Annotated in this window: 22 protein-coding genes and 2 pseudogenes; 6 read left to right on the top strand and 18 right to left on the bottom strand. The window is 59.4% G+C overall.

Annotation, left to right across the window (positions count from 1 at the left end; translation table 11 throughout):
* The first annotated feature begins 32 nt into the window (after positions 1-32).
* The 4 genes from FHT77_RS17025 to FHT77_RS17010 all read left to right on the top strand — a co-directional run bounded on the left by FHT77_RS17025 (position 33) and on the right by FHT77_RS17010 (position 2,619).
* Entirely contained in the window at positions 33-797 is a 765-nt protein-coding gene (locus FHT77_RS17025) for an endonuclease/exonuclease/phosphatase family protein (protein WP_183756117.1), read from the top strand.
* Between the two features lie 358 nt (positions 798-1,155).
* Positions 1,156-1,512, top strand: coding sequence for a response regulator (locus FHT77_RS17020; protein ID WP_246719888.1), 357 nt, complete (start codon positions 1,156-1,158; stop codon positions 1,510-1,512).
* Positions 1,513-1,618: 106 nt separating this feature from the next.
* Entirely contained in the window at positions 1,619-2,104 is a 486-nt protein-coding gene (locus FHT77_RS17015) for a sigma-70 family RNA polymerase sigma factor (protein ID WP_312859756.1), read from the top strand.
* A 191-nt stretch (positions 2,105-2,295) separates the two neighbouring features.
* Entirely contained in the window at positions 2,296-2,619 is a 324-nt protein-coding gene (locus FHT77_RS17010) for a hypothetical protein (protein WP_183756115.1), read from the top strand.
* Between the two features lie 119 nt (positions 2,620-2,738).
* Here the strand turns inward: FHT77_RS17010 and FHT77_RS17005 are convergent, their stop codons facing one another.
* The 15 genes and pseudogenes from FHT77_RS17005 to FHT77_RS16940 form a co-directional block, all read right to left on the bottom strand.
* A complete protein-coding gene (locus tag FHT77_RS17005; RefSeq protein ID WP_183756114.1) occupies positions 2,739-3,806 on the bottom strand; it encodes a LacI family DNA-binding transcriptional regulator in 1,068 nt (355 codons plus the stop codon).
* A gap of 92 nt (positions 3,807-3,898) precedes the next feature.
* Positions 3,899-5,332: an aldehyde dehydrogenase family protein gene (locus tag FHT77_RS17000; RefSeq protein WP_183756113.1), complete on the bottom strand. Its 1,434-nt coding sequence runs from the start codon at positions 5,330-5,332 to the stop codon at positions 3,899-3,901.
* A gap of 56 nt (positions 5,333-5,388) precedes the next feature.
* The gene (gene araD1 / locus FHT77_RS16995; RefSeq protein WP_183756112.1) at positions 5,389-6,384 is read right to left on the bottom strand and encodes an AraD1 family protein; all 996 of its coding nucleotides are present in this window, start codon (positions 6,382-6,384) and stop codon (positions 5,389-5,391) included.
* Positions 6,385-6,432: 48 nt separating this feature from the next.
* The gene (locus FHT77_RS16990; RefSeq protein ID WP_246719886.1) at positions 6,433-7,824 is read right to left on the bottom strand and encodes an aldehyde dehydrogenase family protein; all 1,392 of its coding nucleotides are present in this window, start codon (positions 7,822-7,824) and stop codon (positions 6,433-6,435) included.
* Between the two features lie 37 nt (positions 7,825-7,861).
* The gene (locus FHT77_RS16985; protein WP_183756110.1) at positions 7,862-9,448 is read right to left on the bottom strand and encodes a GMC family oxidoreductase; all 1,587 of its coding nucleotides are present in this window, start codon (positions 9,446-9,448) and stop codon (positions 7,862-7,864) included.
* A gap of 108 nt (positions 9,449-9,556) precedes the next feature.
* Positions 9,557-11,275, bottom strand: coding sequence for an FAD-binding protein (locus tag FHT77_RS16980; RefSeq protein WP_183756109.1), 1,719 nt, complete (start codon positions 11,273-11,275; stop codon positions 9,557-9,559).
* A gap of 21 nt (positions 11,276-11,296) precedes the next feature.
* Positions 11,297-12,436: a CoA-transferase gene (locus FHT77_RS16975; protein ID WP_183756108.1), complete on the bottom strand. Its 1,140-nt coding sequence runs from the start codon at positions 12,434-12,436 to the stop codon at positions 11,297-11,299.
* Positions 12,318-12,824 (bottom strand): CoA-transferase, encoded by a 507-nt coding sequence (locus FHT77_RS32265; protein ID WP_183756107.1) that lies wholly within the window; start codon positions 12,822-12,824, stop codon positions 12,318-12,320. Before FHT77_RS32265 ends, FHT77_RS16975 begins: the two co-directional genes overlap by 119 nt.
* A gap of 39 nt (positions 12,825-12,863) precedes the next feature.
* Positions 12,864-13,307: a MaoC/PaaZ C-terminal domain-containing protein gene (locus tag FHT77_RS16965; protein WP_183756106.1), complete on the bottom strand. Its 444-nt coding sequence runs from the start codon at positions 13,305-13,307 to the stop codon at positions 12,864-12,866.
* A gap of 88 nt (positions 13,308-13,395) precedes the next feature.
* Entirely contained in the window at positions 13,396-14,430 is a 1,035-nt protein-coding gene (locus tag FHT77_RS16960) for an ABC transporter permease (RefSeq protein ID WP_183756105.1), read from the bottom strand.
* Between the two features lie 13 nt (positions 14,431-14,443).
* A complete protein-coding gene (locus tag FHT77_RS31360; RefSeq protein ID WP_246719899.1) occupies positions 14,444-15,307 on the bottom strand; it encodes an ATP-binding cassette domain-containing protein in 864 nt (287 codons plus the stop codon).
* A gap of 258 nt (positions 15,308-15,565) precedes the next feature.
* Positions 15,566-16,016: pseudogene (locus FHT77_RS31355) on the bottom strand (ATP-binding cassette domain-containing protein); the annotation flags it as partial.
* A gap of 58 nt (positions 16,017-16,074) precedes the next feature.
* Positions 16,075-17,031 carry a substrate-binding domain-containing protein gene (locus tag FHT77_RS16950; RefSeq protein WP_183756104.1) on the bottom strand — a complete coding sequence of 319 codons (957 nt, stop codon included), beginning with the start codon at positions 17,029-17,031 and terminating at the stop codon, positions 16,075-16,077.
* Positions 17,032-17,768: 737 nt separating this feature from the next.
* A complete protein-coding gene (locus FHT77_RS16945) occupies positions 17,769-18,023 on the bottom strand; it encodes a hypothetical protein (protein ID WP_183756103.1) in 255 nt (84 codons plus the stop codon).
* A 458-nt stretch (positions 18,024-18,481) separates the two neighbouring features.
* Entirely contained in the window at positions 18,482-18,658 is a 177-nt protein-coding gene (locus FHT77_RS16940) for a hypothetical protein (protein ID WP_183756102.1), read from the bottom strand.
* Positions 18,659-18,680: 22 nt separating this feature from the next.
* Here FHT77_RS16940 and FHT77_RS16935 point away from each other — a divergent pair, with 22 nt between their 5' ends.
* Both FHT77_RS16935 and FHT77_RS16930 read left to right on the top strand, forming a co-directional pair.
* Complete coding sequence (locus FHT77_RS16935; RefSeq protein WP_183756101.1) at positions 18,681-18,872, top strand: hypothetical protein; 192 nt, start codon at positions 18,681-18,683, stop codon at positions 18,870-18,872.
* A pseudogene (locus FHT77_RS16930) lies at positions 18,856-19,463 on the top strand (IS5 family transposase); the annotation flags it as partial. The gene FHT77_RS16935 and the pseudogene FHT77_RS16930, both read left to right, overlap by 17 nt.
* Before the next feature lie 443 nt (positions 19,464-19,906).
* On the opposite strand, the gene repC reads toward FHT77_RS16930, so the two are convergent.
* From repC to repA, 3 genes are all read right to left on the bottom strand, one after another.
* On the bottom strand, positions 19,907-21,139 hold the full coding sequence (repC, locus tag FHT77_RS16925) for a plasmid replication protein RepC (RefSeq protein ID WP_183756100.1): 1,233 nt from the start codon (positions 21,137-21,139) through the stop codon (positions 19,907-19,909).
* Between the two features lie 155 nt (positions 21,140-21,294).
* Complete coding sequence (repB, locus tag FHT77_RS16920) at positions 21,295-22,308, bottom strand: plasmid partitioning protein RepB (RefSeq protein ID WP_183756099.1); 1,014 nt, start codon at positions 22,306-22,308, stop codon at positions 21,295-21,297.
* Between the two features lie 75 nt (positions 22,309-22,383).
* Entirely contained in the window at positions 22,384-23,589 is a 1,206-nt protein-coding gene (gene repA / locus FHT77_RS16915; RefSeq protein WP_183756098.1) for a plasmid partitioning protein RepA, read from the bottom strand.
* Between the last annotated feature and the right edge of the window lie 244 nt (positions 23,590-23,833).

Raw genomic sequence — 23,833 nt, 5'->3', positions numbered from 1 at the left:
GAACGAAATAAACCAACGCGGGTTCCCGCCGAATGAGTATCGAATCAGCGTCATTGCCGGCCCCTCTGCGCGGACTGAGGATCCTTACATACAATGTTCACAGTTGCATCGGGACGGATCGACGCCTCGACCCGAACCGCATAGCAGAGGTCATCGCGCAATCGAAAGCCGACATCATCGCCCTCCAGGAGCTTGATGTGGGAAGAAAGCGAACCGGCGGTATCGATCAGGCCCAGACGATTGCAAGCCTTCTTAAGATGGAATCCCACTTCCATCCTGCGCTGCACGTGCGCGAAGAGCGTTACGGCGATGCGATCCTAACAGCGCTTCCCACAAAACTGGTAAGGGCCGGGTCCCTGCCCTCGGTCGGCGAGACGCGTGGCGCGATCTGGGCGGAAGTGACTGCCCAGGGTCACCGTCTCAACGTGATCAATACCCATCTCGGCTTGCGAGCAGGAGATCGAAGGCGACAGGTTTCAACACTCCTCGGTGAGAACTGGATGGGTAGCGCCGCATTTCGCGCACTGCCTGCCATCATTTGTGGCGATCTCAATGCCGTGGGCTCGTCCGCCGCTTATCGGCACCTGGCGCAGCACTTTCAGGACGCACAATTGATGGCGCCTCGCAAGCCCCGGCCGACTTTCCCGTCGAGGTTCCCACTATTGCGTCTTGACCATATTTTCGTTTCCGAGGGGTTTGGTGTCACTGCTTCTGAGATCCAGACCAACCTTCTCGCCCGCCAGGCATCGGACCATCTGCCGCTGATGGTTGAATTGGATTTGCAACGGTCTGGCTGAGCGAGCGTAAGGTTCCTGTTCGAACCACTACCCATCTCACCTGACACGGGAATTGATATAGCTTGTGGCCAGCTGAGCTCCGCGTTGCGGAAAGCCAGAGGTGCAAAGGACTGCCCATCAATCCAGTCGTTTGATCGGGAACTAAACGACGCCGCCGCGGTTCGTAGTTTTCTCGGTGCGTAAGCTGATGGGGCACCAGAGCCGTATTCAAACAGGTGGGTAACGCGGTGTCGAACGCCTTGGCGACACGAACAGCTTGCCCGCGGAAGACAAGACCGGACTTTGTCCGTATCATCCCACCGGCAGTCTACGCCGGAAGCAAACAAGGATTTGTCGACTGAAACAGATAGCGCCCCTGTTGTTCAAAGGACGAACCGTCCTCATTGTTGAGGAGGGACACCTTCTCGATGATGACACGCGCCTGCTTCTCGAAACAGGCGGTGCCATCGTGATCGCTGCAGCATCGGTGCCGTCAGGCCTGACATTGTTGACGAATGAGAACATTGACGCTGCCATCCTCGATCTACAATTCGATGGTGACGCAGTGTTTCCATTAGCCGAAAGGCTGCTATTCCTCGAAATTCCCTTCATCTTCGCCACTGCCTATGTCAGCCCGGAACTTTCGGGTGTCTATGGTGGGTTCCATCTTTGCGCAAGGACGACAGAACTCCAGCAGATTGCCGAGGCTCTTTTTGGAACTGTCGCCTCGATCTGAGACTGCCATCTTCAATTCGTGCGGTTTCGTACTTAACGCATGAGGCCGGAACGAAGTACCCGGTCAGTCCTTCTCCTTCATGTATCTCCAAGGGAAGGCAATACTCGTGTACAGTTCAACCGAATCCGTTCGCCGGGAAATCGTGAGTCTGATGCCGGCGTTGCGCGCGTTTGCGAGAACCTTTTACCGGAACGCCGCCGACGCCGACGATCTGGTTCAAGAAACGCTGGTCCGCGCACTTATTCACCTGGACCGTTATGAAGAGGGAACCCGGCTCAAATCCTGGCTCTTCACAATCATGCGCAACACCTTCTGCTCGCGCTATCGAGTGACAAGAAGGGAAGCGGTCGGGACGTTGGAATGCGTGTCCTCGCGGGAAAGCGTTCAGCCGGACCAGGAATGGCGCATTCGAGGTCATGAACTGGAAGCGGCCTGTGTGCGCCTGCCTGAGAAATATCGGGGCGCTTTCGAGTTCGTCTTCATTGACGGACGCAGCTACGAGGAAGCTGCGGATCATTTTCAGTGCCCTATCGGCACCATTAAAAGCCGCGTCAACCGTGCACGCCAGCACTTGATGCATGCGCTGTCCTAACGAGCCAAACGACCGCTGAGCACTGTCTGATGCCAAAGAATTGCCCGCTAACCATTACGGCCTTCGATCGCAGGACCGACAGTAATTCTTATGAAATGCGGAACGGGAAAGAGACTTGCACGTTCGAGCATATGTCCGGGACCCAATATCCCTGCTTGTCTAACACATGACCGAAGCCGTGGGAGAACACCATGATACTGGGCAGTCAGATCAAAGCGGCCAGGGCCCTGTTGGGTTGGCAGGTGAGCGACCTTGCCATGGCCGCGGGAGTAACGGCAAGCACTATCGATCTTGTGGAAAACCAGATGGGGATAATCGCTGAAGATACCGAGGGCTTAAGGGATATCATCGCCTCGGTGGAGAGGAGCGGTGTTGTCTTCTTAACAGAATATTCGAATGGCGGTGGACCAGGCGTGCGCCTCAAACCAGCAGAAAGGGTCTATACCGATGAAGCGGACACGGTTCAATACAAGGAATATCTCGTAAACGATGCGCCACCCGGTGCCGGTGGCTAGCTCCGTCCCCCTTCCTCCCGCGCGCAAACCCAGGACCATGCTTACGATAATTTCAATCGCTCTCAGCCGCTAGACGCTGAATGCGTCCATTCGATCGACTAAAGGCCGTCAAAATCACTTCACGGAGTTCCTAGTTTACCAAGACGATCGCTGCGGGGCGGAGCGATCGACTCTCGATAGACGATCGAGGCGTCGAGTTCGACCTTCTGCTCTGTCGTCCGGCCGGAAATCATAGCAACGAGTATGTCCACCGCGCGCAGGCTGATCTCCCGAACGGGGATCTTGACCGTGGTGAGCGGCGGATCGACCTGAGCGGCGAGTTCCATGTCGTCATATCCCGTCACGCTGATATCATCCGGCACGCGCAGATTTTGCGAGCGACATTCGGCGAGAGCGCCAACCGCAAGCGCATCGGTTGTGCAAATGACGGCAGTGACGTCGCTCGACGCCGCGAGAATCCCGTTCATGGCGGCCCGGCCATTGATGATGGTCGGCGTGTCGACCTCGACCACGAGTTCCGGCCTAACCGTGAGGCCAGCCGCCTTCATCGCATTGATCGCGCCATCGCGACGCGCCGCCGACCGCGCATTCGCACGCGCCGTATTCGAGATGATGGCAAATCGGGTATGGCCGAGGGAGATCAGATGTTCGGCGAGCCGGGCTGTCGCGGCTTCGTTGTTGATACCAACTGTGGGAAACCCATAGGGCGATTCTTGCATGTAGGTCGCCACAACAGGGACCCGGGAACTCTTGATGAGCTTCAACGAGGCGGGGGCGAGATCGCCTGCGACCAGCAGCAAGCCCGCGACGCTGTGCTCGAGAAAGGCCTGTATCTGCTTGCATTCCTTGCGTGCATCATACTGCGAGTTCCCGAGAAGCAACGTATATCCAAGGTCGTCCAGGCGGTTTTGCAGACATTCCACGCCTTCGGCGAATACCGCCGTCCCAAGCGTTGGTACAATGGCACCGACCGTGGTGTTGCGGCCCGAGCTCAGCGCCCGCGCAATGCGATCCGGGGTATAGTTCAGGATCTTGATCGCCTGGTGAACACGTTCCTTGACGTCCTCCCTCACCAGATGTGGCTTGCTGAGCACGCGTGACGCTGTGGCGATCGACACGCCAGCTGCGTTCGCCACATCCATCAATCGAGCCTTGCCAGCCTTCCCACCCCGGATTGAAGTCGACATTTTCACCTCGCAACGCTCTGTAACATGTGTATTTCAAGAGTGGACCCGCTTCAAGCGAGCGCCGGTCCACGATATCATCGCCTCGGCTGCGCTCACGCTAGCGTGTAGGCGGTCTTGACGGTTGTGAAGAACTCGTTGGCGTATTTGCCCTGCTCGCGCGAGCCGAAGGACGAAGCCTTGCGGCCCCCGAACGGAACATGGAAATCGACGCCTGCCGTCGGCAGGTTGACCATCACCATGCCGGCCTCTGCGTTGCGCTTGAAGTGCGTCGCATATTTCAGGCTGGTCGTGGCAATACCGGAGGACAGGCCGAAGTTCGTGTCGTTGGCTGTCGCCAGCGCTTCTTCGTAGTTCTTGACCCGGATCACGGAAGCAACCGGTCCGAAGATCTCTTCGCGGCTGATGCGCATGTCGTTGGTTGCCTCCGTAAATAGCGTCGGCTGCAGGAAGAAACCCGGATTTTCGCGCTCGATCATGCCGCCGCCGAAGGCAAGCTTTGCACCTTCCTGCTTCCCGATCTCGATATAGTCGGTATCGGTCTTGAGTTGGCGGGCATCGACAACGGGCCCGATATGGGTCCCGGCCCTGAGCGCGTCGTCGACCACAAGAGTCTTGAGCTTCTCGGTCAGCGCCGCCACGAACTTGTCGTGAATGCCTTCCGTGACGATGATGCGCGAGGAAGCGGTGCAGCGCTGGCCCGTGGAGAAGAAGCCGGAATTGGCGGCGGCTTCGACGGCGACCGTCAGCTCCGCGTCGTCGAGAACCACAAACGGGTTCTTGCCGCCCATTTCGAGCTGGAACTTGCGGTTATGCTCGATCGAAGCGAGCGCGACGCGCTTGCCTGTACCGGTCGAACCGGTAAATGTCAGGCCGGAAAGATGCGGGCTGTCGAGCATGACCTGGCCGACGACCGAGCCCTTGCCCATGACGAGGTTGAGCACGCCCTTGGGCAGGCCGGCGCGATGCAGGATATCGACGATCGCCCAGGCGCAGCCCGGAACGAGTTCGGCCGGCTTGAAGACCACGGTGTTGCCATAGCAGAGCGCCGGCGCGATCTTCCAGGCCGGGATGGCGATGGGGAAGTTCCATGGCGTGATGATACCGATCACACCGAGCGGATCGCGCGTGATCTCGACGCCGATGCCCGGACGGACAGAAGGCACTGTTTCACCTGCCAGACGAAGCGCCTCGCCCGCAAAAAAGTCGAAGATCTGGGCGGCGCGGATCGTCTCGCCGATCGCCTCCGGAAGCGTCTTGCCTTCCTCGCGTGCGAGAAGCACACCGAGCTCGTCCTTGCGTGCCTGGATCTCGTCGGAAGTCTTCTTGAGAATCGTGTGGCGATGGAGGATGCCCGAGCGCGACCATTCGGGAAAAGCGGCCTTCGCGGCAGCAATTGCGGCTTCCATATCGGCGGCATTGCCGCTTGCATAATGACCGACGACTTCGTTGGCGTTGGACGGATTGATGTTTGCAACCGCTTCGGAGCCGACCCATTCGCCGGCAATCAGATTCTGGTGCAGTGCCATCGTTTCATTCTCCTTAACGGGCCAGTCTGGCGGATCCCGACCGGCCGCTAATCGATTTAGAGTATGCGGACCGAAATATTCTCTTCGGCAGCAATTTTCAGCGGGTTGCGCAGTGCAAGCCCGAATTCCGGAACTTCGATTTCAAACACATCGCCTGCTTCCGGCTTGACGCCGTCGGCAAAGGAAAGCGTCGCTGTGCCGAACATGTGGACATGGATTTCGCCCGGCTGGCGGAACAGGTCGTATTTGAAGTGGTGATATTCGAGATTGGCAAAAGTGTGCGACATGTTGGCCTCTCCCGACAAAAAGGGCTTTTCGAAGATAACCTTGCCGGCACGGCGGATGCGTGACGTGCCGCGGATGTCTTCCGGCGGCGCGCCGATGCGGATCTCCGGGCCGAAGCTTGCCTGGCGCAGCTTGGAATGAGCGAGATAGAGGTAGTTGATCCGCTCGGTAACGTGATCGGAGAACTCGTTGGACACGGCAAAGCCGACGCGGAACGGCGTCCCTTCCTGTCCGATCACATAGATGCCGGCCATCTCGGGCTCCTCACCGCCATCCAGTGCAAAGGACGGAGAAACGAGCGGCTGCTCGCCTGCCACTGCCTGCGTGCCGTTGCCCTTGTAGAACCATTCGGGCTGCACGCCCGTTTCGCCGGCTTTCGGCTTGCCGTTTTCCAGACCCATCTTGAACATCTTCATCGAGTCCGTCAGCGTCTCTTCGGCGGCCTCGGTCGTCTTCTTGTGCATGGAATCACGTGTCGCGGCCGAGCCGAGATGGGTGAGGCCGGTGCCGGTGAGATGAAGGTGGGCCGGATCGGGATGGGTGATGGGCGGCAGGAACTTGCCTTCGTCACGCACCTTTTCCAGATCGACCGCATCACCAAAGCCGTAAGCCTTGATCACATCATCCAGCGATTTGCCGGATTTCGCCGCTTCCATCGCCAACGCATAGACGCTGTCTGCATTGTTGACGACACGGGCAGCACCGCCCGCCTCGCGAGCCGCGACTATGATACCGCCCTTGTCGCTATTGATCTGGGAAATAAGCACGAGATTTTTCCTTTATCCTGAATTCATTGCGTGTCGTTCGACGACGCCTCAGTTCGGCAGGCGGATGCGGACCACCGTCTTCTGAGCGAATTCCTCCATGCCGTAGCGGGAGAACTCAACGCCCAGGCCGGACTGCTTGGCACCGCCCATCGGGATCTGCGGGCTGACCTGATCGTGGGTGTTCACCCAGACCGTGCCGCTGTGGAGACTCGGCGCCAGGCGGGCCGCACGGTCGAGATCGTTGGTCCAGATCGAGCCGCCCAGACCATACTCCGTTGAGTTGGCGTCCGCGATGGCCGCATCGAGATCGTCATAGGCCAAGAGCGGCAGGATCGGACAAAACTGTTCCTCCCGGACGAGCCGGCTGCTTGCCGCGACGCCGCGGACAAGCGTGGGCGCCACGAAATTGCCCTCGTTGCCAATCCACCCGCCCGAAATGACCTCACCATCCCGGTTTGCCACATCCATGTAGTCCCGCGCCTTGCGGAACTGCTCGCCGTTCTGAAGCGGCCCGACGCGGACGCCTTCGTCGAGGCCGTTGCCGACCTGCCGGGCCTTCGCCCTGTCGACGAGCGTGTCGCACAGCGACGCATACATGTGACGCGGCGCATAGATGCGCTTGATGGCCGTGCAGATCTGACCGGCATTGGCCCAAGCACCATCCAACAGGCGGTCGGCGACGGCGTCGATGTCGCAATCCTCAAGCAGAATCGCCGCGTCATTGCCGCCGAGCTCGAGCGTCACGCGCTTGATCGCATCCGCGGCCGTGGCCATCACCTTGCGGCCGGTCGCGGTGGAACCGGTGAATGAAATCTTGTCGACGGCGGGATGGCGGGTCAAAAATGCGCCGAGATCACCATTGTCCGTAACCACATTGAGAACGCCCGCAGGGAAGATGTCACGGGCAAGCGCACCGATTGCCAGCGAGGTCGCCGGCGTCGTCTGTGCGGGCTTCAACACGACCGTGTTGCCCATCATCAGCGCCGGCGCGATCTTGAACGCGGCAATCAGGACGGGAAAATTCCACGGCGTGATGGCCGCGATCACGCCGAGCGGCCGGTAATGAAGGCTGCTTCTGAACTCGTCGCTATCCGGCAGCGCGTGAGAGGCGAACTCCTGCGTGGCAAAATAGCGGACGAAATTTTCCGCCACGGCCAGCTCGATGCGCGCCTGGGCGATCGGCTTGCCCTGCTCCTTGACAAGCAGTGTCGCCATTGCCTCCGCATTGTCGCGCAGAGCATCGGCAAACCGCGCGACCAATACTGAACGCTCAGCGAACGACGTCCTGGCCCAGGATTTCTGGGTGGTTTTGGCTGCGGCCAGCGCGGCTTCGAGCTGCCTTTCCGATGCGCGCGACACGGTCAGAAACGCCTTGCCCGTCGCGGGGTTGACGACATCCAGCGGCAGCTCACCCGTCACGAGATCGCCGTTGATGAGCATTTGGGTGGTTTCCATAGTGAACTCCTAAAAATTCGGCTCAGGCGGCGCCGTTGAGAATGAAATCGGATGCCCGTTCCGCAATCATGATCGTCGGGGCATTGGTATTGGCGCTGACCAGTCTCGGCATGATCGAGGCATCGACCACGCGCAGCCCGTCGACGCCACGCACCCTCAGGCGATCGTCGACGACGGCCAGGTCGTCATGGCCCATCTTGCAGCTGCCGACAGGGTGATACTGTGTCACGCAGTTTTTGCGGATGAAGCTGTCGATCTCCGCATCGGTCGAGACATCGGCGCCCGGCGTCAGTTCCTTGCCGCGAAACCTGTCGAACGGCTTCTGCGCCATGACGTTGCGGACGATCTTGACGCCTTCGCGCAGTGTTTCCAGATCCGCGCGCTCGGACAGATAGCGCGGATCGATCTCGGGATGCGCGAGCGGGTCGGCGCTGACGATCTTGACGGTTCCCTTGCTCTCGGGACGCTGGATGTTGATCAACGGCTGCACGCCGTGCTGATCGATGATCTTCCGGCCGTGATCGGTATAGAGCAGGGTCATGAAATGAATCTGGATGTCGGGTGCCGCGACTTCCGGACGCGTCTTGATGCAGGACAGCGCCTGAAAGCCGGAATGTGCGCCAGGCCCCCTGCGGAACAGCGCATATTCGAGCATGGCCAGCCCGACCCGCATCGGGTTGAGCAGCGAGAGTGTCGAGAACGGTCCCGATGTCAGCTGCCGGAAGGGAACGGCGAGGTGATCCTGGAGATTTTCGCCCACACCCTTGAGGTCATGCAGAACCGCGACGCCTGCCGCCCTCAGATGATCGGCGTTGCCGATACCCGACAGCTGCAGAAGATGCGGCGAGTTGACCGCGCCGCCGGAGAGAATGACTTCGCGCGTCGCCCGGATTTCCTTGGCAACCCCGCCTTCCACATACTGAATGCCGACGGCGCGAAGCTTTTCGATGATAACCTTCGTCACCTGGGCATTGGTGATGACAGTGAGGTTGGGCCGGCTGCGCACCGGGCGGAGATAGGACCAGGCGCTGCTTGCGCGCTTGCCATCGTGAATGGTGCTGTAGAGCGGTCCGAAGCCTTCCTGCTGGTCGGTATTGAAATCGTCGTTGTAAGGATATCCGGCTGCGACACCCGCATCCATCCAGGCCTGCGACAAGGGATGGATGTCCTTGACCTTACTGGTCTTGAGCGGCCCGCTGCCGCCGTGGAACTTGCTCTCGCCGCCCTCGTAGCCTTCCGACTTTTTGAAATAGGGCAGGCATTCGGCATAGGACCAGCCGCGATTGCCCATCTGCGACCAGACATCGAAGTCTGACGGATCGCCACGGAGATAGACCATGCCGTTGACCGAGCTCGAACCGCCCAGAACCTTGCCGCGCGGCCAATAGAAGCGCTGGTTCTCGCAGTTCGGCTGGGGCACGGTATTGTAGCCCCAGTCGTAGCGGCCGGAGAGCATCAGGTTTCGGTGACCGCCCGGCGCGCGGATGTAGGGACTGCTGTCGTTGCCACCCGCCTCGACCAGAACGACCTTGATCGCGGGATCAGCGGTGAGCCTGTTGGCGAGAACGCAGCCCGCGGAGCCTGCGCCAACGATAATAAAGTCTGCCATTCCATAAACCTCTGGTTTGCGACGGACCGGAACGCTTCCAGCACTGCCGCTCTTTCGATCCGCCTTGTTCCTGCGATGCGATGTCCGGCGACCGCCGCCGGGATCGCCTCATCTTTCTGCAAGCGATATCCTGAAATAGCCCTCCCGGGAGGCGCCATCGAGAATGATGCTCGTCTTTTCTGCTTCGCTCCTCAGCGGGAAGTCCTCGCGATAATGACTGCCGCGGCTTTCCTTGCGGGCCGATGCTGCCAGTATCATCATATCGCAGACGTCGAGCAGGTTGCCGATCTCGATGGCCGCGCGCCGGTCCGCTGGTCCCTCGATCGCCGCATTGGACTGCAACTCGCCGCGCAGGGCATCGCAGGTCCCGGATAATGTTTCCAGCCCTTCTGCGGTTCGAATGATCAGCAGGTGACGATTGGCCGCGCGCTGCAGCTCTTCGCGAATGGCAGAGAGGCTGGTCGTACCCTTGCCGCAGAAAGTATCGCGGAAAGCCCGCTCCGCTTCGAGCAGGCCGGCGATTTCGGCATGGCCGGTCCGGGCGGCGCGGTCAGCCGCCGCCCGTCCCGCCCTGCCGCCGAACACCTGACAGGTTACCGCCATGTTGCCGCCAAGGCGATCGGCGCCGTGTGGTCCGGCCGCGACCTCACCTGCCGCGAAAAGGCCTGGCAGGCTGGACTGGGCGTTCTCGTCGATCAGAATCCCGCCGTTGATCGCATGCGCCGAGCAGGCGATCTGGACCTTGTCTCTGTAGAGGTCGACACCCTTCTCCTTGTACCAGTCGTAGGTCATCGGCCACATGCGCGCGATGCTCTGGCTTGGATCGGCAAGAACCTTGCCAAAATCGGTATCGAGGAAATCGAGGAACACGCCGCCCTCGTTGGCGGCACGGCCCTCGTTGATGGCCTTCTGGACCGAGATTTCTATATATTTCGAGATGTCGCTCGAGCTGAAGGGGAAGTGCCGCTGCTTCTCGTCGATCACGGCATCGATCGTGAGGTCGCGCGGTAGGTAGTCCCGGACGAAGGGCTTGGCCTCGCGATCGGTCAGATTGGGATGCGCATTCCAGAGATAATTGCCGAAGAGATTGATGAAGGGGGACACGATACTGATGCCGGCCTGCATGAATTCCATGTTGGCAAGATGCGCTCCGGCCCTGTGAGCCATCGCATAGCCGTCGCCCGTAATGTCGGACGGATAGAGGTTGGTGGCAAACAGCTGGCTGGCGCCGCCTGTGGTCAGGATGGTCGACTTGGCACGTATGACGACCGGCATGCCGGCCGCATCGATGGCGTAGGCGCCGAGGCACTGGCCATCCCCGACGATCAGATTGGTGATCATCAGATTGTCCAGCACCTTGATGCCACGCCGCGATGCCTCACCACCCAGGGCTTTGACGATCGGTTTGAAATGATCCTTGATGACATGCGATCGCGGCCGCGACGAAAAGCATGCCTGGAACACGAGATAGCGATCGTCCTGGCGCTCGAAATGGACGCCATGGTCGGCGAGATAGCGCAATGCTTCCTCCGCCTCGTCGGCGAGAACGCGGCTCAGGCGCGGATCGGCCATGCCCTGTGCCGCAGTGAGAATGTCGTCCAGGAAGGCATCGGGGCTGTCATCGACGTCGCCGGCATTATCAGGCACGTTGAAGGCTCCCACTTCCGCAACGCTGTGGTACGTCGCACCGCTCTTGCGAAACTCGCCCTTTATGACGACAAGCACCTCGGCGCCGGCACTGTCGGCGTCGAGAATGGCGCGCAGCGCCGCAGCGCCGCTGCCGACGACAAGCACATCCGTGCGTATTTCCTGGAATTGGTCTTTCATGTTCAGGCTTTCGTCCAACGATCAGGCAAACAATGCGGGGTTCATGGTTTTCAGGTCTGGCAGGACACCGACCGTGAATGGAATGAGATCGAGCACCTGGCTCTGGAGATCGATGCCCGGGGCCACCTCCTCGACCACCAGCCCCGTCTCGCGCAGGCCGAAGACCGCGCGCTCGGTGACGTAGCGGACCGACTGTCCCTTCCGCATGGCCTGCCGCCCGTTGAACGTCACCTGCTCGACCTGACCCACGAATTTCGGATAACGCCCTTCCGATGTGATCGTGAGGCGGTTGCCGCCGATCTCCATCTCGACGCCACCGGCGTTGAAGGATCCGCAGAACACCACTTTCTTCGTCCTGTGGGTGATATCGATGAAGCCCCCGCAGCCGGGCACGATGCCGTTGAACTTGCTGACGTTTACATTGCCGGCCGCGTCGATCTGGCCAAATCCGAGAAACGAGATGTCGAGACCGCCACCGCAGAAGAATTCGAAGACCTGCGTGGAATCGATGATCGCCTCCGGATTGATATTTGTGCCGAAAATTGCGCGATCGCCGGGAACGCCGCCGACCGACCCGTGTTCGGGAAAGAAGGTCGCCCTGCCGATTGCACCTTTCTCCACCAGGATCTTGGGAATGCCGATGGGCATGCCGACTCCGAGATTGACGATCTGGCCGTCTTCGACTTCGTCGGCGGCGCGTTCGACCACAATGCGTTCCAGGCCTTTCGGCACCGGCTCGATATGGCCGATCGGCAGTCGGGTCTGGCCCGTGAGTGCTGGATTGAGCAACGCGCCACCGGACGGGGGCTGTTCGGGGTCCACGACGATGGCATCGACGAAAATGCCGGGTATCTCCACCATGCGGGGATGCAGCGCGCCGCTCTGCGTCATCCGGCTGACCTGGACGATCACCTTGCCACCCGAATTCTTGACCGCCATCGCCAGGCTCTTCACCCCCAGCGAAACCGGCTCATGTTCAAGGCTGATATTGCCGTCCTCGTCTGCCGTCGTGCCGCGAAGGAAGGCGATCTGCACCGGCAGCCTATCGTATTTGAGGAAGGTCTTGCCATCGATATCGATCCGGGAGGCCAGCGAGCGTTCGGACTTGCCGTTGATTCTGCCGCCTTCCGAAGCGGGATCGACGAAGGTTTCCAGCCCCACGCGCGTCAGCGTGCAGTCCTTGCCGGCCGCGGTGTCGCGGAATCTCGTAAAGCGTACCCATCGGCACGACGTGCGCCTCGAACGCACCCTGCTTGAGAAGTTCGGTATACCTGGATGTCTTGAGGAAGCTGTAGCCGCTGCCGATTGCCCGCTTGATCAGGCCAGGATGTGCAAGGTTCTCCAGCCCGAGATCCGGCCCCATGCCGACGATGATCGGATGGATTTCCGTCAGGTTTCGCGGCCGCTGCGTGGCCTTGTAGCGGTCGCCCAGCGCACGCAGCAGGGTGTTCGGCGCCAACACGTTTTCGCAGCCGCAAATGACAATCGTGTCCTCGTCGTTGACCAGTTCAGCAGCCTGCGCCGCGCTTAGGATTTCAGTTTTTCTCATTGCCTGTTTCATCTCAAAATCGGGAATCGAAAATGTTGGTCACGCCGCGTTGGTGCGCGGTTTGAGAACTTTGATGACCTTGCTGCCGATCGCGCAGAGCACGCCGTCCTGGTTTGTGATCTGGGCATCCATAAAGATCTTGCGGCGCTCTTCATTCAGTTCACGCACGCGCATGGAGACCTTGATCGTGTCGTTGATGAACACGGGCGCGAGGCATTTGACGGTGAACTCCTGAGCGGCATATCCGTTGGCTATCAACCGCTTGCCGATCAGTTCCACCGCGGCGCGGGAAACGAAGCCTGGCAGCAGCGCTCCATGGGCGACACGTCCGCCCAGCGCGCCCGCCGCATAGACAGCGTTGACATGGTTGGGATGGAAGTCTCCAACGATGCCGGCATAGAGGTAGACATCGGACTCGGAGATGGTCTTCTCGATGGCGTGCGTTTCGTCGATTTCAATGCCATCGAAAATACTGGCTGACATGATGCGTTCCTTGCGAATTGCGGGGCTCCGACCGGCGCCGGACGTGTCGCGCGCCGGCCGAAGCGTTTAATTGGGAGGATGAAGAAGATCAGGCGGCACGCCGCTTGCTGGTGAGGATGTTAAACGCCACGGCCAGGATGATGATCGAGCCGACGATAATTTCCTGCCAGTAGGAATTGACGTTGAGCATCACCAGGCCGTTGAGCAGCACGCCGATCAGGATTGAGCCCACGATCGTGCCGCCAATGGTGCCGATACCGCCGAACAGGCTGGTGCCGCCGATGATAACCGAGGCTATGACCCGAAGTTCGAAGGACACTCCGGCTACTGCTTCGGCGGATCCGAGGCGCGCTGTCATGATGAAGCCCGCCAGCCCCGAAAGAATGCCGGAAATGGCATAGACGAAGAGCAGCACGCGCTTGACGTCGATGCCGGCCAGGCGTGCTGCCTCGGCATTGCCGCCAATAAAGTAGATGCGCCGGCCAAAGCGCGTGTAGCGCAGGATGAAGAAGCCGAGGAAAGCCACGATCGCGAAGATGAGGACGGGAACAGGCACCGTATCCCAGAGAATGCGGCCCCGGCCCCACCACCGCAGGCCCTCGTCGTTCACGCCGAGAGGACCGCCACCACCCAGGAGAAGCGTCGCGCCTCGGAAGATCGACATGCCGCCCAGCGTCACAACGAAGGGCGGGACTCTGAGCCGCGTCACAGCGAGGCCCTGCGCCAGGCCGCAGCATGTGCCGACGGCCGCTGCCGCGAGAAGGCCTACCGGCCAGCCGAAACCCTGCGCGCCAGCATCGTTGAGACTGAACGAATTGTTGGCGCCGCCGGTGATGACGATGGCCGCGACCATGCCTGCAAGTGCCAGGATCGCACCGACGGAGAGATCGATGCCACCCGTAAGCACGACATAGGTCATGCCGATGGCCATCAGGCCGTAGACGGAAACCTCGGTGAAGATGTTGAACAGGTTCCGCGTGCTGAGAAAGCGCTCGTTGGCCAGTCCGAAGAACAGCACGAGCAGCAGAAGGAAGATCAGCGGGGCGAAGCGGGTGAGCCAGCTCAGGTCACGCCGCTTCTCCGCGTCGGGCGCGGCGACTGTCTGTGTCGATGCCATGGTCATCCATTTGTCCTTTTCAGAATTGGGCTATGCGCCGGTCACCGCCGGGCAGGTTGTCTCTGGCGGGGCGTTCGCCCGAATGCGGCCTCATCATCAGAGATGCGAGGATTTCCTCGGTCGCGTCGTGCTGCATGACGCCTCCGCTGATGCGGCCTTCCCGCATCACCACGATACGGTCGGAGACCATCATGACTTCCGCCAGCTCCGACGAGATCACGATGACCGCCGTGCCTTCGGCCGCCATCGACCGCAGCAATTGGTGGATCTCGAACTTCGCGCCGATGTCGATGCCGCGCGTCGGTTCGTCGACGATGAGCACCTTCGGTTTCATCGCCATCCAGCGTGCAAGGATCACCTTCTGTTGGTTGCCACCCGACAGGTTGGCGATCGACTGCTTCGGATTGGCGCTCTTAATGCGCAGCTTGTCCTTGTAATGCGTATAGGCGGACCGTTCCCGGTCGCCGACGAGCAGTCCGGCCGACACAAAACTGTCGATCGCGGAGATGCTGAAATTTGCGTCCACGGCCTGGGAGAGGAAGAGGCCTTGTTGCTTGCGATCCTCCGGCACGAGACCGATGCCGAGGCGTATCGCATCGCGCGGCGAGCGAATGCGGCTGGGCTTGCCATCGATGAATATGGTGCCCGACGTATGCGGTGTCGCGCCAAATAGAGCGCGCGCGAACTCGGTGCGCCCCGATCCGACAAGACCCGCAATGCCGACGACTTCCCCTGCCCGTACCTCGAAATCGATGTCATGGATGGCGATCTCATCGACAATGCTGCCATTTCGGCAGGCAAGCCCTTCGGTCCTGAGCACGACCGGACCGCTGGCGGCAGTGCCTGGCGCGCGCGCCTCGATGACGATTTCGCGGCCCACCATACGCTGGATGAGATCATCAACGCCGACATCGGAGACCGCGCCCGAACTCACTGCCATGCTATCGCGCAACACGGTAAACCGATCACAGATCTCCATCACCTCATCGAGCCTGTGGCTGACCAGGATGATGCTCACGCCTGATGCCTTGAGGGACTTGATCAGGGCGAAGAGCTTTTCGACCTCGGCCGCGCTCAAGGCTGCCGTCGGCTCGTCCAGGATAATGAGCTTGGCATCGACGGTCATCGCCCGGCTGATCTCGACAAGCTGCTGTTCGGCCACGCTCAGATCGGCGATCCGCGCCGCCGGATTGAGCGCGAAGCCGGTCCGGGTATTGAGCTCTTCCATTTGGGAGAACAGCTGCCTCCAATCGATCAGGCCGTAGCGCAGCGGCTCCTTGCCGACAAAGACGTTCTCTGCGACCGTCAGCCCCGGCACGAGCGTGAATTCCTGGTAGACCGTTACCACGCCCCGCGCGCTGGCCTCGGCGGGATTGGCGCAATCATAGTTGCTGCCGTCGAACCGCAGATACCCGGCATCGGCCTTCTGCGCGCGATAGGATCTTCAACAAGGTGGACTTCCCCGCACCGTTCTCTCCGAGCAGCGCGTGGACCTCGCCATAGCCAATTTCCAGATTGACGCCCTGCAGCGCTATTACGCCGGGGAAGGCCTTGGTCAGGCTCTGGATTTCAAGGAGCAGGTTCGATGTCATGGTCATATGTCCGTTCGACGGGGGTGCCATGGCCCGCGCGGGGCCATGGCCGGCACGATCAGTTGCTTTCTGCGGCCTGCTCGGCCTTGTCGAGATTTGTCTTGTCGATCACGAACGGCTTGAAGATGCGGTCCTGCTGCGCTTCTTTGGTGTCGAGATTGGCAACCATCGTGCGCAGCGCGTGACGAAACTGCTCGCCGAACTGCATTTCCACGGTAGCGTCCAGGCGATCCTGACGGATGCTGTCGAGACCATAGGCCAGTGCGTCGTAGCCGATGACGGTCACCTTGTCCTGGAGCTTCAGGCCTTCCAGGGCTTCGAAGGCACCCAGGGCGCTGTCGTCATTTGCCGCGATGATCACCTCGGGCGGGCTGTCGAGACTCTGGAGGATGTTCTGCGTGACTGTCAGACCGTCGGCACGCAGGAAGTTGGCAGTCTGCTCGGCGACGATCGGATACTTGTCCTTGACCGGATCGAGGACGTTGTGGACACCGCGATTGCGGTCGATTGCCGGGCTGGAGCCGGGCTGGCCCTGCAAATGAACGATGCGCGCGCCATCGGGGAACCGCGCCATGACCCATCGCGCCGCGGCTTCACCGCCGGCGACATTATCCGCACCGACGAAGGCCAGCAGGCCTTTGACATTCTCGACGCGGCGATCGACGTTGATAACCGGCGTGCCGCCGTCGATCGCGCTCTGTACCGTCGCGGTCAACGCGTTGACGTCGATCGGGGAGATGAGGATGCCGTCGACGCCCTGGACCTGCACGTTCTCGATGTCTGCGACCTGCTTGGGCGAGCTGTTCTGGCCGTCGAGTTCGATAATGTCGACGCCCCCGATCTTCGCTGCCTCATCCTTTACCGCCTTCATGGCGTAAGCGAAGATCGGGAAGCCCAGATACGGCACGGAGACGGCGATCTTCTTGTTTGCTGCGCTGGCCGACGTCGTTGCCAGGGCAAGACCGATCACAAGGCTGGCGCCCGCGGTCAGCAATTTCTTCGCTAGGATATTCATGAATTTCCTCACCTTTGTACGTGCGCCATTGTTAGGGCAGACGGTTATGAACCGCCGTGCCGCCGGGGGCGCGAAAGCCTATTTGCGTTTGAAGTCGCCCCACCTTTTCTGGGGCGAGTACGGCTCGTTTGAGACGGAAAGCGATCAAGCCGCTATTGGCTACCCCTCCGCGTAAGCGCTTACATCTCAACTTTGCCTCCAATGTAAGCGCTTACAAAACTGCTAACACGCTATTTTACGAAACGTCAAGGCATCGATTGAAGAAAATTTCGAGGATGACGCCACACTCCCTCTGCGCTTTGTTCGCGGGACTTTGCCTCACTGTAAGCGCTTACATATTCGTAAGCACGCTGTTTGACGGCACGTCAAGGCAAGGCCGAGGGATATCGCCTTTGAATTTCCCGCGTTGGTAAGGTCGTCGAAGGGCTTCACGAGCAAATGCGGAAGTGCGGGAGCATCAAGGTGCCGGCCGCTGCCCATCCACTCGAATAGTGACCAGGAAAGGACGGCAACAGCCGCAAGCGAAAGAAGCGCGACAGGAAGCATGCTGTGCCAAATGGAGGGCTTGTTGGCTGTCTCGGCCAATTTCGGCAGATCCCCATTTTCGAACTTCGGAACATAGCCACCCTTGGGGACAGGAATGACGATTGCATCATACGCCGGCGGTGAGATAGTATCTGTCTAGCGCACGGCGCAGATGTCCGGCCTCGATGCAAACGATTGGGTCCGAGTGGGCGTCAAATGCGGTCCTTTCCGAAGACGGCGGTCGCAATGGCGTAAGCCTTAATGCGGTCGGCACGGCCGGCGATGGCTTCTTCGACGATATAGGTCAGGAAGTCGCGCGTTCGATCTGTCGCGTCGAAATCCTGACTTTCAAGGATGCGACTTATCCGTATGACGTTCAGCGCATACAGGTTTCCCCGCCGAGCAAACGGGTTGGCGGCTGAAGCTAGTCGGCGAAAGGATTGCGAAGAATCCAAGGCACCCGCCATTCGCACGATCCTCCTCGCGCAGCACGCTGTGGGAAACATACGCTAGGCGGGCAATACAATTCGATAGTAGGGAAACTGTGTGATACTGCCCGCCAACCTGCAAGGGAGCGACGCTGTGTTCTCATGCATCACTCAACAAGATGCAAGCGTTAGCGCGAAAGGGCGACCGCTTCTGGACAACTGCGACCCGTGTTGTCACTGCGTCATGTCCGTTTTGCAGTGACAGCGACCGGTGGCCCGATGACCATTATTGGGGCGCTATTCCGACGACAGCCATCGTACGCTGTCGGCCCAAAGTGGCCTTCGTGATGACTTCTATATGGCGAAATGTCTGAGTAAACGGCGAACGATGCTAAGGCGGCGGCACGAACGGCACGACTGGCCGAACACTCCGACGCGACCTGCTCGTGTCCCAAATCAAGGAAGATCACGCTGGTACCGATCGTGTCGCCGGCGTGTCAAGCTGCGGAATCGGACTGATCGGCCGGCAGCGGCTTGACTAATTCCAAGGCCTTCTGCGCCACTGCCGCCGCCGTATCGCCCCCGCCCGCGACCATGACGGTAGGAAAGGCGAACTTTATACCGTTGGCGTCGAACGATTTCTTAATCAATCCATAGGCCTTGCGGCGGATCATTGACTGCTCTCCAGGCGTTGTCATGATGTTCAAGCGGATCTGGATAGCGAAATCGCCGAACTGCTCGACGCCCCTGCATCTTCAGCGTTTCCATTATGTTCTGCGCGAGTTCTTCGTCGGCTACAAGCTCCTTGCCGATTTCCTTGATCCGCTTCAATGGGTTTGCGATCGCAACCAGCGTGATGGATCCGCACACCATGCCGCCGAAGCATAACGCCGCCCGCCGTCATCGTATTGGCAAGATGAATTCAAGGTGACGAACTGGCGGGAACATGAGGCGGGCCTTCGCCGTCGCGGCAGTCTGACGCTGTGGACGCCGGAAGCACTTGCCGGATGGGTTGCGCCAAGACGCACGACACGCGGTGGTCAGCGGCGCTATCCGGATCTCGCCATCGAAACTACCTTGACGCTGAGCATGGTGTTTGCCCTGATGGGATTGGAGCTTCCCGTGCCCGACCACACCACCCTCAGCCGGCGGGCAAGAACCTGGAGGCCACCTGCCAAAGGCAATGACCGTCAGCCCATCGCGGATGGAGCTCTTCACGTTCTGGTCGATAGCACCGGGCTGAAGATCTACGGCGCGGGCCAATGGTTGGAAGAAAAGCATGGCGCAAAATCCCGCCTTGGCTGGCGCAAACTGCATCTGGCGCTTGACGCCGGTAGTGGCGAGATCATTGCGCATGCGCTCACGGATCAGGGCACCGGCGACGCCTCCCAGGTCGAGCCGTTGCTCGATCAGATCGACGCTGCGATCGGGCAGTTCATCGCCGATGGCGCCTATGACGCCGTCCTGCGCTACAGTGCGGCCCAAGAGCGGTATGAAATGTTGCGACGAACTGATGCTCCTGCGTTGGAACCTGCTGCGCCTTTGTTGGCGAAAACAGATCGGATCCGCGCCGGTCTTCTACCTCGCGCGCAGGTGAGTGTGGCCAGTCGCATTCGCTAGCCACTGCTCCGTGGGCACCGATGTTGGCCGAGTTGCGCAATCCGTAACCGCTTCGCTCCGTTGAAGCCGGAAGCGATAACGGAAGTAAACCGGCCGTTCCCTTCCGCTCGTTCGTATAGGCGCTTCTATCGCCTGCAGAACCGTTTGTGAAGATAGTGTTGAGAAGGGCCGCCACCTGGCTTCGGAATGTCGAATCGGGTCAGCAGCTTCCGGCGTTCGACGTGACATTGTTATACGCATTGTGGTCAGAAACGTCCATGGAATTTCGCCGGGATCGCTGAAACAGTGGGTTTAGAGAGACGCTATTCCTCATCAGGTGATGGAGAGATTATCCGTGTTCCGGTCATGCTTTTTCGAACCAGGGCCATGAGCATCGGTCCTGGTGAAAACTGCTTTCGCTGGGCACGGCGTGTCAGATCCCGCAGGTATCCGCCAGCCGAGTTGATACACCGACCTCGCTCCAGGATGCAGGCCACGGCAATAGCCGCGTTCTCCGGGCCCATTGCGTGGCAGGCGTCTTCAAACGTCGCTGAACTCACGCCGAGCATCGATCTGACGACAACAGCCGCATTCATCAGGTCCCTCCAGCTGTTAATCACACCGCGCGGGCCATAGGCGGCGATATCAGGGCATGCTTTCAAAACAAGACTGAGCGGCAGTGCCTGGCTGGACGTGGATGGTGGAGGCTCCTCCCCGATCGAGCTGACCCGAACTGGCCGTTCCGCGGATGCTTCAGATTCAAGATAAGATTCGGTATTAGAACTCTGTGTGTGGTGCTCATTGTGAGCGTCATTGGAGCTCGAATTATCCAAATCTTGGTGGAATTTCAGGATATTGATGATCCTTGCCTGCAAACGGCGCATACCGTCGAGAATGACATGGATACCATCGAGCGATTGTGAGCGGGAAATCCTATCCACGAGGTCCTGATAGGCCACCTCGATCATCTGCCAGTCGCCTTCAATGCCTTCTTCCTTGGCGACGCCGAAGAGCTTTCGCACATCGCGCCGGCAGATGGTCAAACTCTCCCTTGCCCTGCGCGTGGCTGTGCGCTCCGCAACGACCTGCTTGGCAATGCCCGCGAACTCCTCAGCGCGCGACAGCAGGGGCGACAGATCGAAACCATAGGCGCTTTCGATCTCCCCTCCCCTGCCCCTATGGGCGTATCGCTTGCCATTGGCACTGTCCCGACGCAGGATCACGCCCGCCTCAACGAGAAACGCGAGATGCCTGCGAAGTGTGGCGCCCGCTATGCCGTGGGCACGGAGCGAAAGCTGCGCATTTGACGGGAAGACGACGAGTTGGGCGTCTTGGCGAAGCTCATTCTCGGGATAGAAGCTCAACAGCGCGTCAAGCACAGCCAGACTGCGGTCTTTCAGGCCGAGCGACTGCATAGCTTCAGAGACGTCACGAAAGACGCTCCATTTGTTTACCGATTTGCCCTGGCTGATTTCGGATACGGCGGTGTGCCGTTTCACCAGCGCAAGCGTCATCGGCCGCCGCCCAAAGGGCGTCGTCACATGTTCACCTTGCATTTTCCTTCACCTTTCAGAAGGCAAAAGAAATCTGCTCACCAAAACGGTGCCAAAGACTCTTGACTGTGATTCGAGGAAGTGCGATTCTCTGGTTGTCTAGATCAGAGGAAGGCTTCCACGGCGGCAACGTTGAGGGGGCCTTTTTCTTTTGCTGTTCAATCTCCCGTTTGCTGTTTCTCTTCAGAATGCGAATACTGCTCGAATAGGCTTTCTAGGTTGCTGGAGAGCCATTGCCCGAAGGATTTGCCCTTCGGATTTCCAAATTCCATAACGAGGCCGTTGCCCTTTGGCGTTGCCAGGACACTCACGGACTGGTCCGACGGTGTCCATGCGGTACCTGCCCGTGTCTGCTTGCTACGGCGATTCGATTTTCCGGCTGATTTCAATGCGGAAAGAAGAAAGAGAAACTTCGCTTCATCTGTTTCACATGCGAGGAATGCTTGGTCCTGCACAGCCTCGCGCGCGCGCGCGTTGATCGAAGGGTTCAATACCAGCTTTTTCAGCTCTTCCCAGCGGTCTCGTCCAACACCCTTGGCTGCTCCGAGGGCGTCAAGAACTGTGTCCGGAACGATCTCGGCGACAGAAAGCATTCGCGACAACAGGCTGTCATCGACCGTGAGGGCCGTCTTCAAAACCTCCCTCGACATGCCACTTCTCTGGAGCCGGCTCGCAAAAATCGCCTTCTCAATGAAGGTCAGATCTGCGCGAGCCGTGTTCTCCTGGCCCTGGGCGATCACATGTTCGATATCGGCGAGCGGTTTGACGACTGCTCTCACCTTCAACCCCAGCTCCCGGGCTGCACGGGCTCGGCGGTGGCCAAATACGATCATGTATCGGCCCTCATCGCTCGGATGCGGCCGCACCAGGATAGGGGTCGATTGCCCGGACTGACGGATGGCCTCCTTCAGGTTCTCAAAGGCCTCATCGTCGTCACCAATTCGATCGGCAACGAAAGACCCATCGAGATCGCCGGGATCGAGCGAAATGACCGCCTCGCCATCAAGGACGCGCATGGACGTCTCGGCGAGCTCATCCAGCGACTGGATCATCGACCTGGAGGCCCCTCGCCGTGTATAGGACGCCCGGGCCTCGGACGCAGACGGGGCGCCGCGGTCGACATCGTCGCCCAACGTCGCCGTCACGCTCGCAAGAAGGTTTTTTCTAGCCATTTCCGTCTCCGTTGTGAGTGCCCATCCCTCTGAAAGAAAACAATTTTTCCGCGGTTTGCACGGCTGTCAAAAACCTCACTTCCGTCCCCACGCATTATGGATCAAGGAAACAATCTCGCCATTGACCGCATTCAGGCTTTCGACGGCACGTTCATAGGTTGACCGGGTGAACTGAGACTTCTCGATCTCGTACAAGGTCTGCTTGGTGATCCCGGCATCTGAAATTGCCGTCGATTTCAGCATCTGGTTCTTCAGCATGCGCTTGTTGAAAAGGGCTTGAAGGAACCCGACCATCTGCGCCTGCGGCTGATCGGTAGGCTCGTAGCGTGTCACGAGGTAGCGGAACCATTTCAGCTTCACCGAAGCGCCGGCGCTCTTGATCGATTCAAGGATGCCACCAAGCATCAGGAGGAACTGGCTCATCGACATGACGTCAAGCATTTGGGGATGGACGGTGATCAGAACGGCCGTTGACGCCGTGAGTGCCGTCAGGGTGAGGTAGCCAAGCTGCGGGGGGCAGTCGATCACCACAACGTCATAGCGATCGTCGACTTCCTTCAAGGCATTCGAGATCCGCGTGAAAAAGAGCTTGCCTTCCTGAAGGTTCTTGCTGGATGCCGCAAGCGGTGTCTCATACTCGTATTCCTGAAGCTCCAGATTGGCGGGAACAATATCAAGCCCCGGGAAATTGGTAGGACGAATGAGTTCCGTGATCGACTTGCGATCGCTGTCGTAACGCAGTGCTTCGTAAAGTGAGGGATTTCGATCGAGTTCCGGCTGAATCCCATGGAGGGCTGTCATCGATGCCTGCGGGTCAAGATCGATGGCGAGGACACGGTGACCAGTCAGAGCCAGATACTGGGCAAGATGCGCTGCCGAAGTCGTCTTTCCGGAGCCGCCCTTGAAGTTCACGACGGAAATGACCTGCAAGCCTTCACCATTGCGGCGGTGAGGAACATACTTTTTGAAATCCGAACGGCCATGCCTGTCGAGATAGCGGCGCAAATCCATCATCTGTTCGGCAGTGTAAGACCGACGTCCCGAGCCAGAGACCTGGGGAGCAGGGCCCTTGCCTTCGAGGTGAAGCTTCTTGATGTGGTTTTGCGTAACGCCGAGATACTCGGCGACCTCGGCCAACGAAAACTGCCGAAGCCCTTTCATCGCGTTAGGAGGGTACTGCTCTAGCCGAAGCATGTTCAGCTTGTCAGAAATCAGCTCGCCCTGCTCAAGGATTTCCTTGTCAAAATCAAGGTCTTCGATGAAGACTGGTGCCATGTTCATATCTTGCCATCTTCCGGAATAACGCTTTTCTCAAGCGATCTGCATCATAAGCGTGATTTAGATGCGATTCTCTAACGGGCGCAAGAAGTTTTTAGTTAACAAAGGCTTAATATGCCGATTCTTTATCATAGGCTGGCTTCGGACGCTGGCAGGTGTGCCGCGATCCGGCAAATGCGAATCAACTCAATGATTTTCAACGATAATTTTGATGTTTGCACGGCTGTCAAAAATATTAGCCTGTGAA

This window comes from Rhizobium sp. BK181 (genome assembly GCF_014193305.1).
Lineage (GTDB): Bacteria > Pseudomonadota > Alphaproteobacteria > Rhizobiales > Rhizobiaceae > Rhizobium.
The sequence above is the reverse complement of the archived record's forward strand: the minus strand, read 5'-3'. Positions and strand labels throughout refer to the sequence as shown.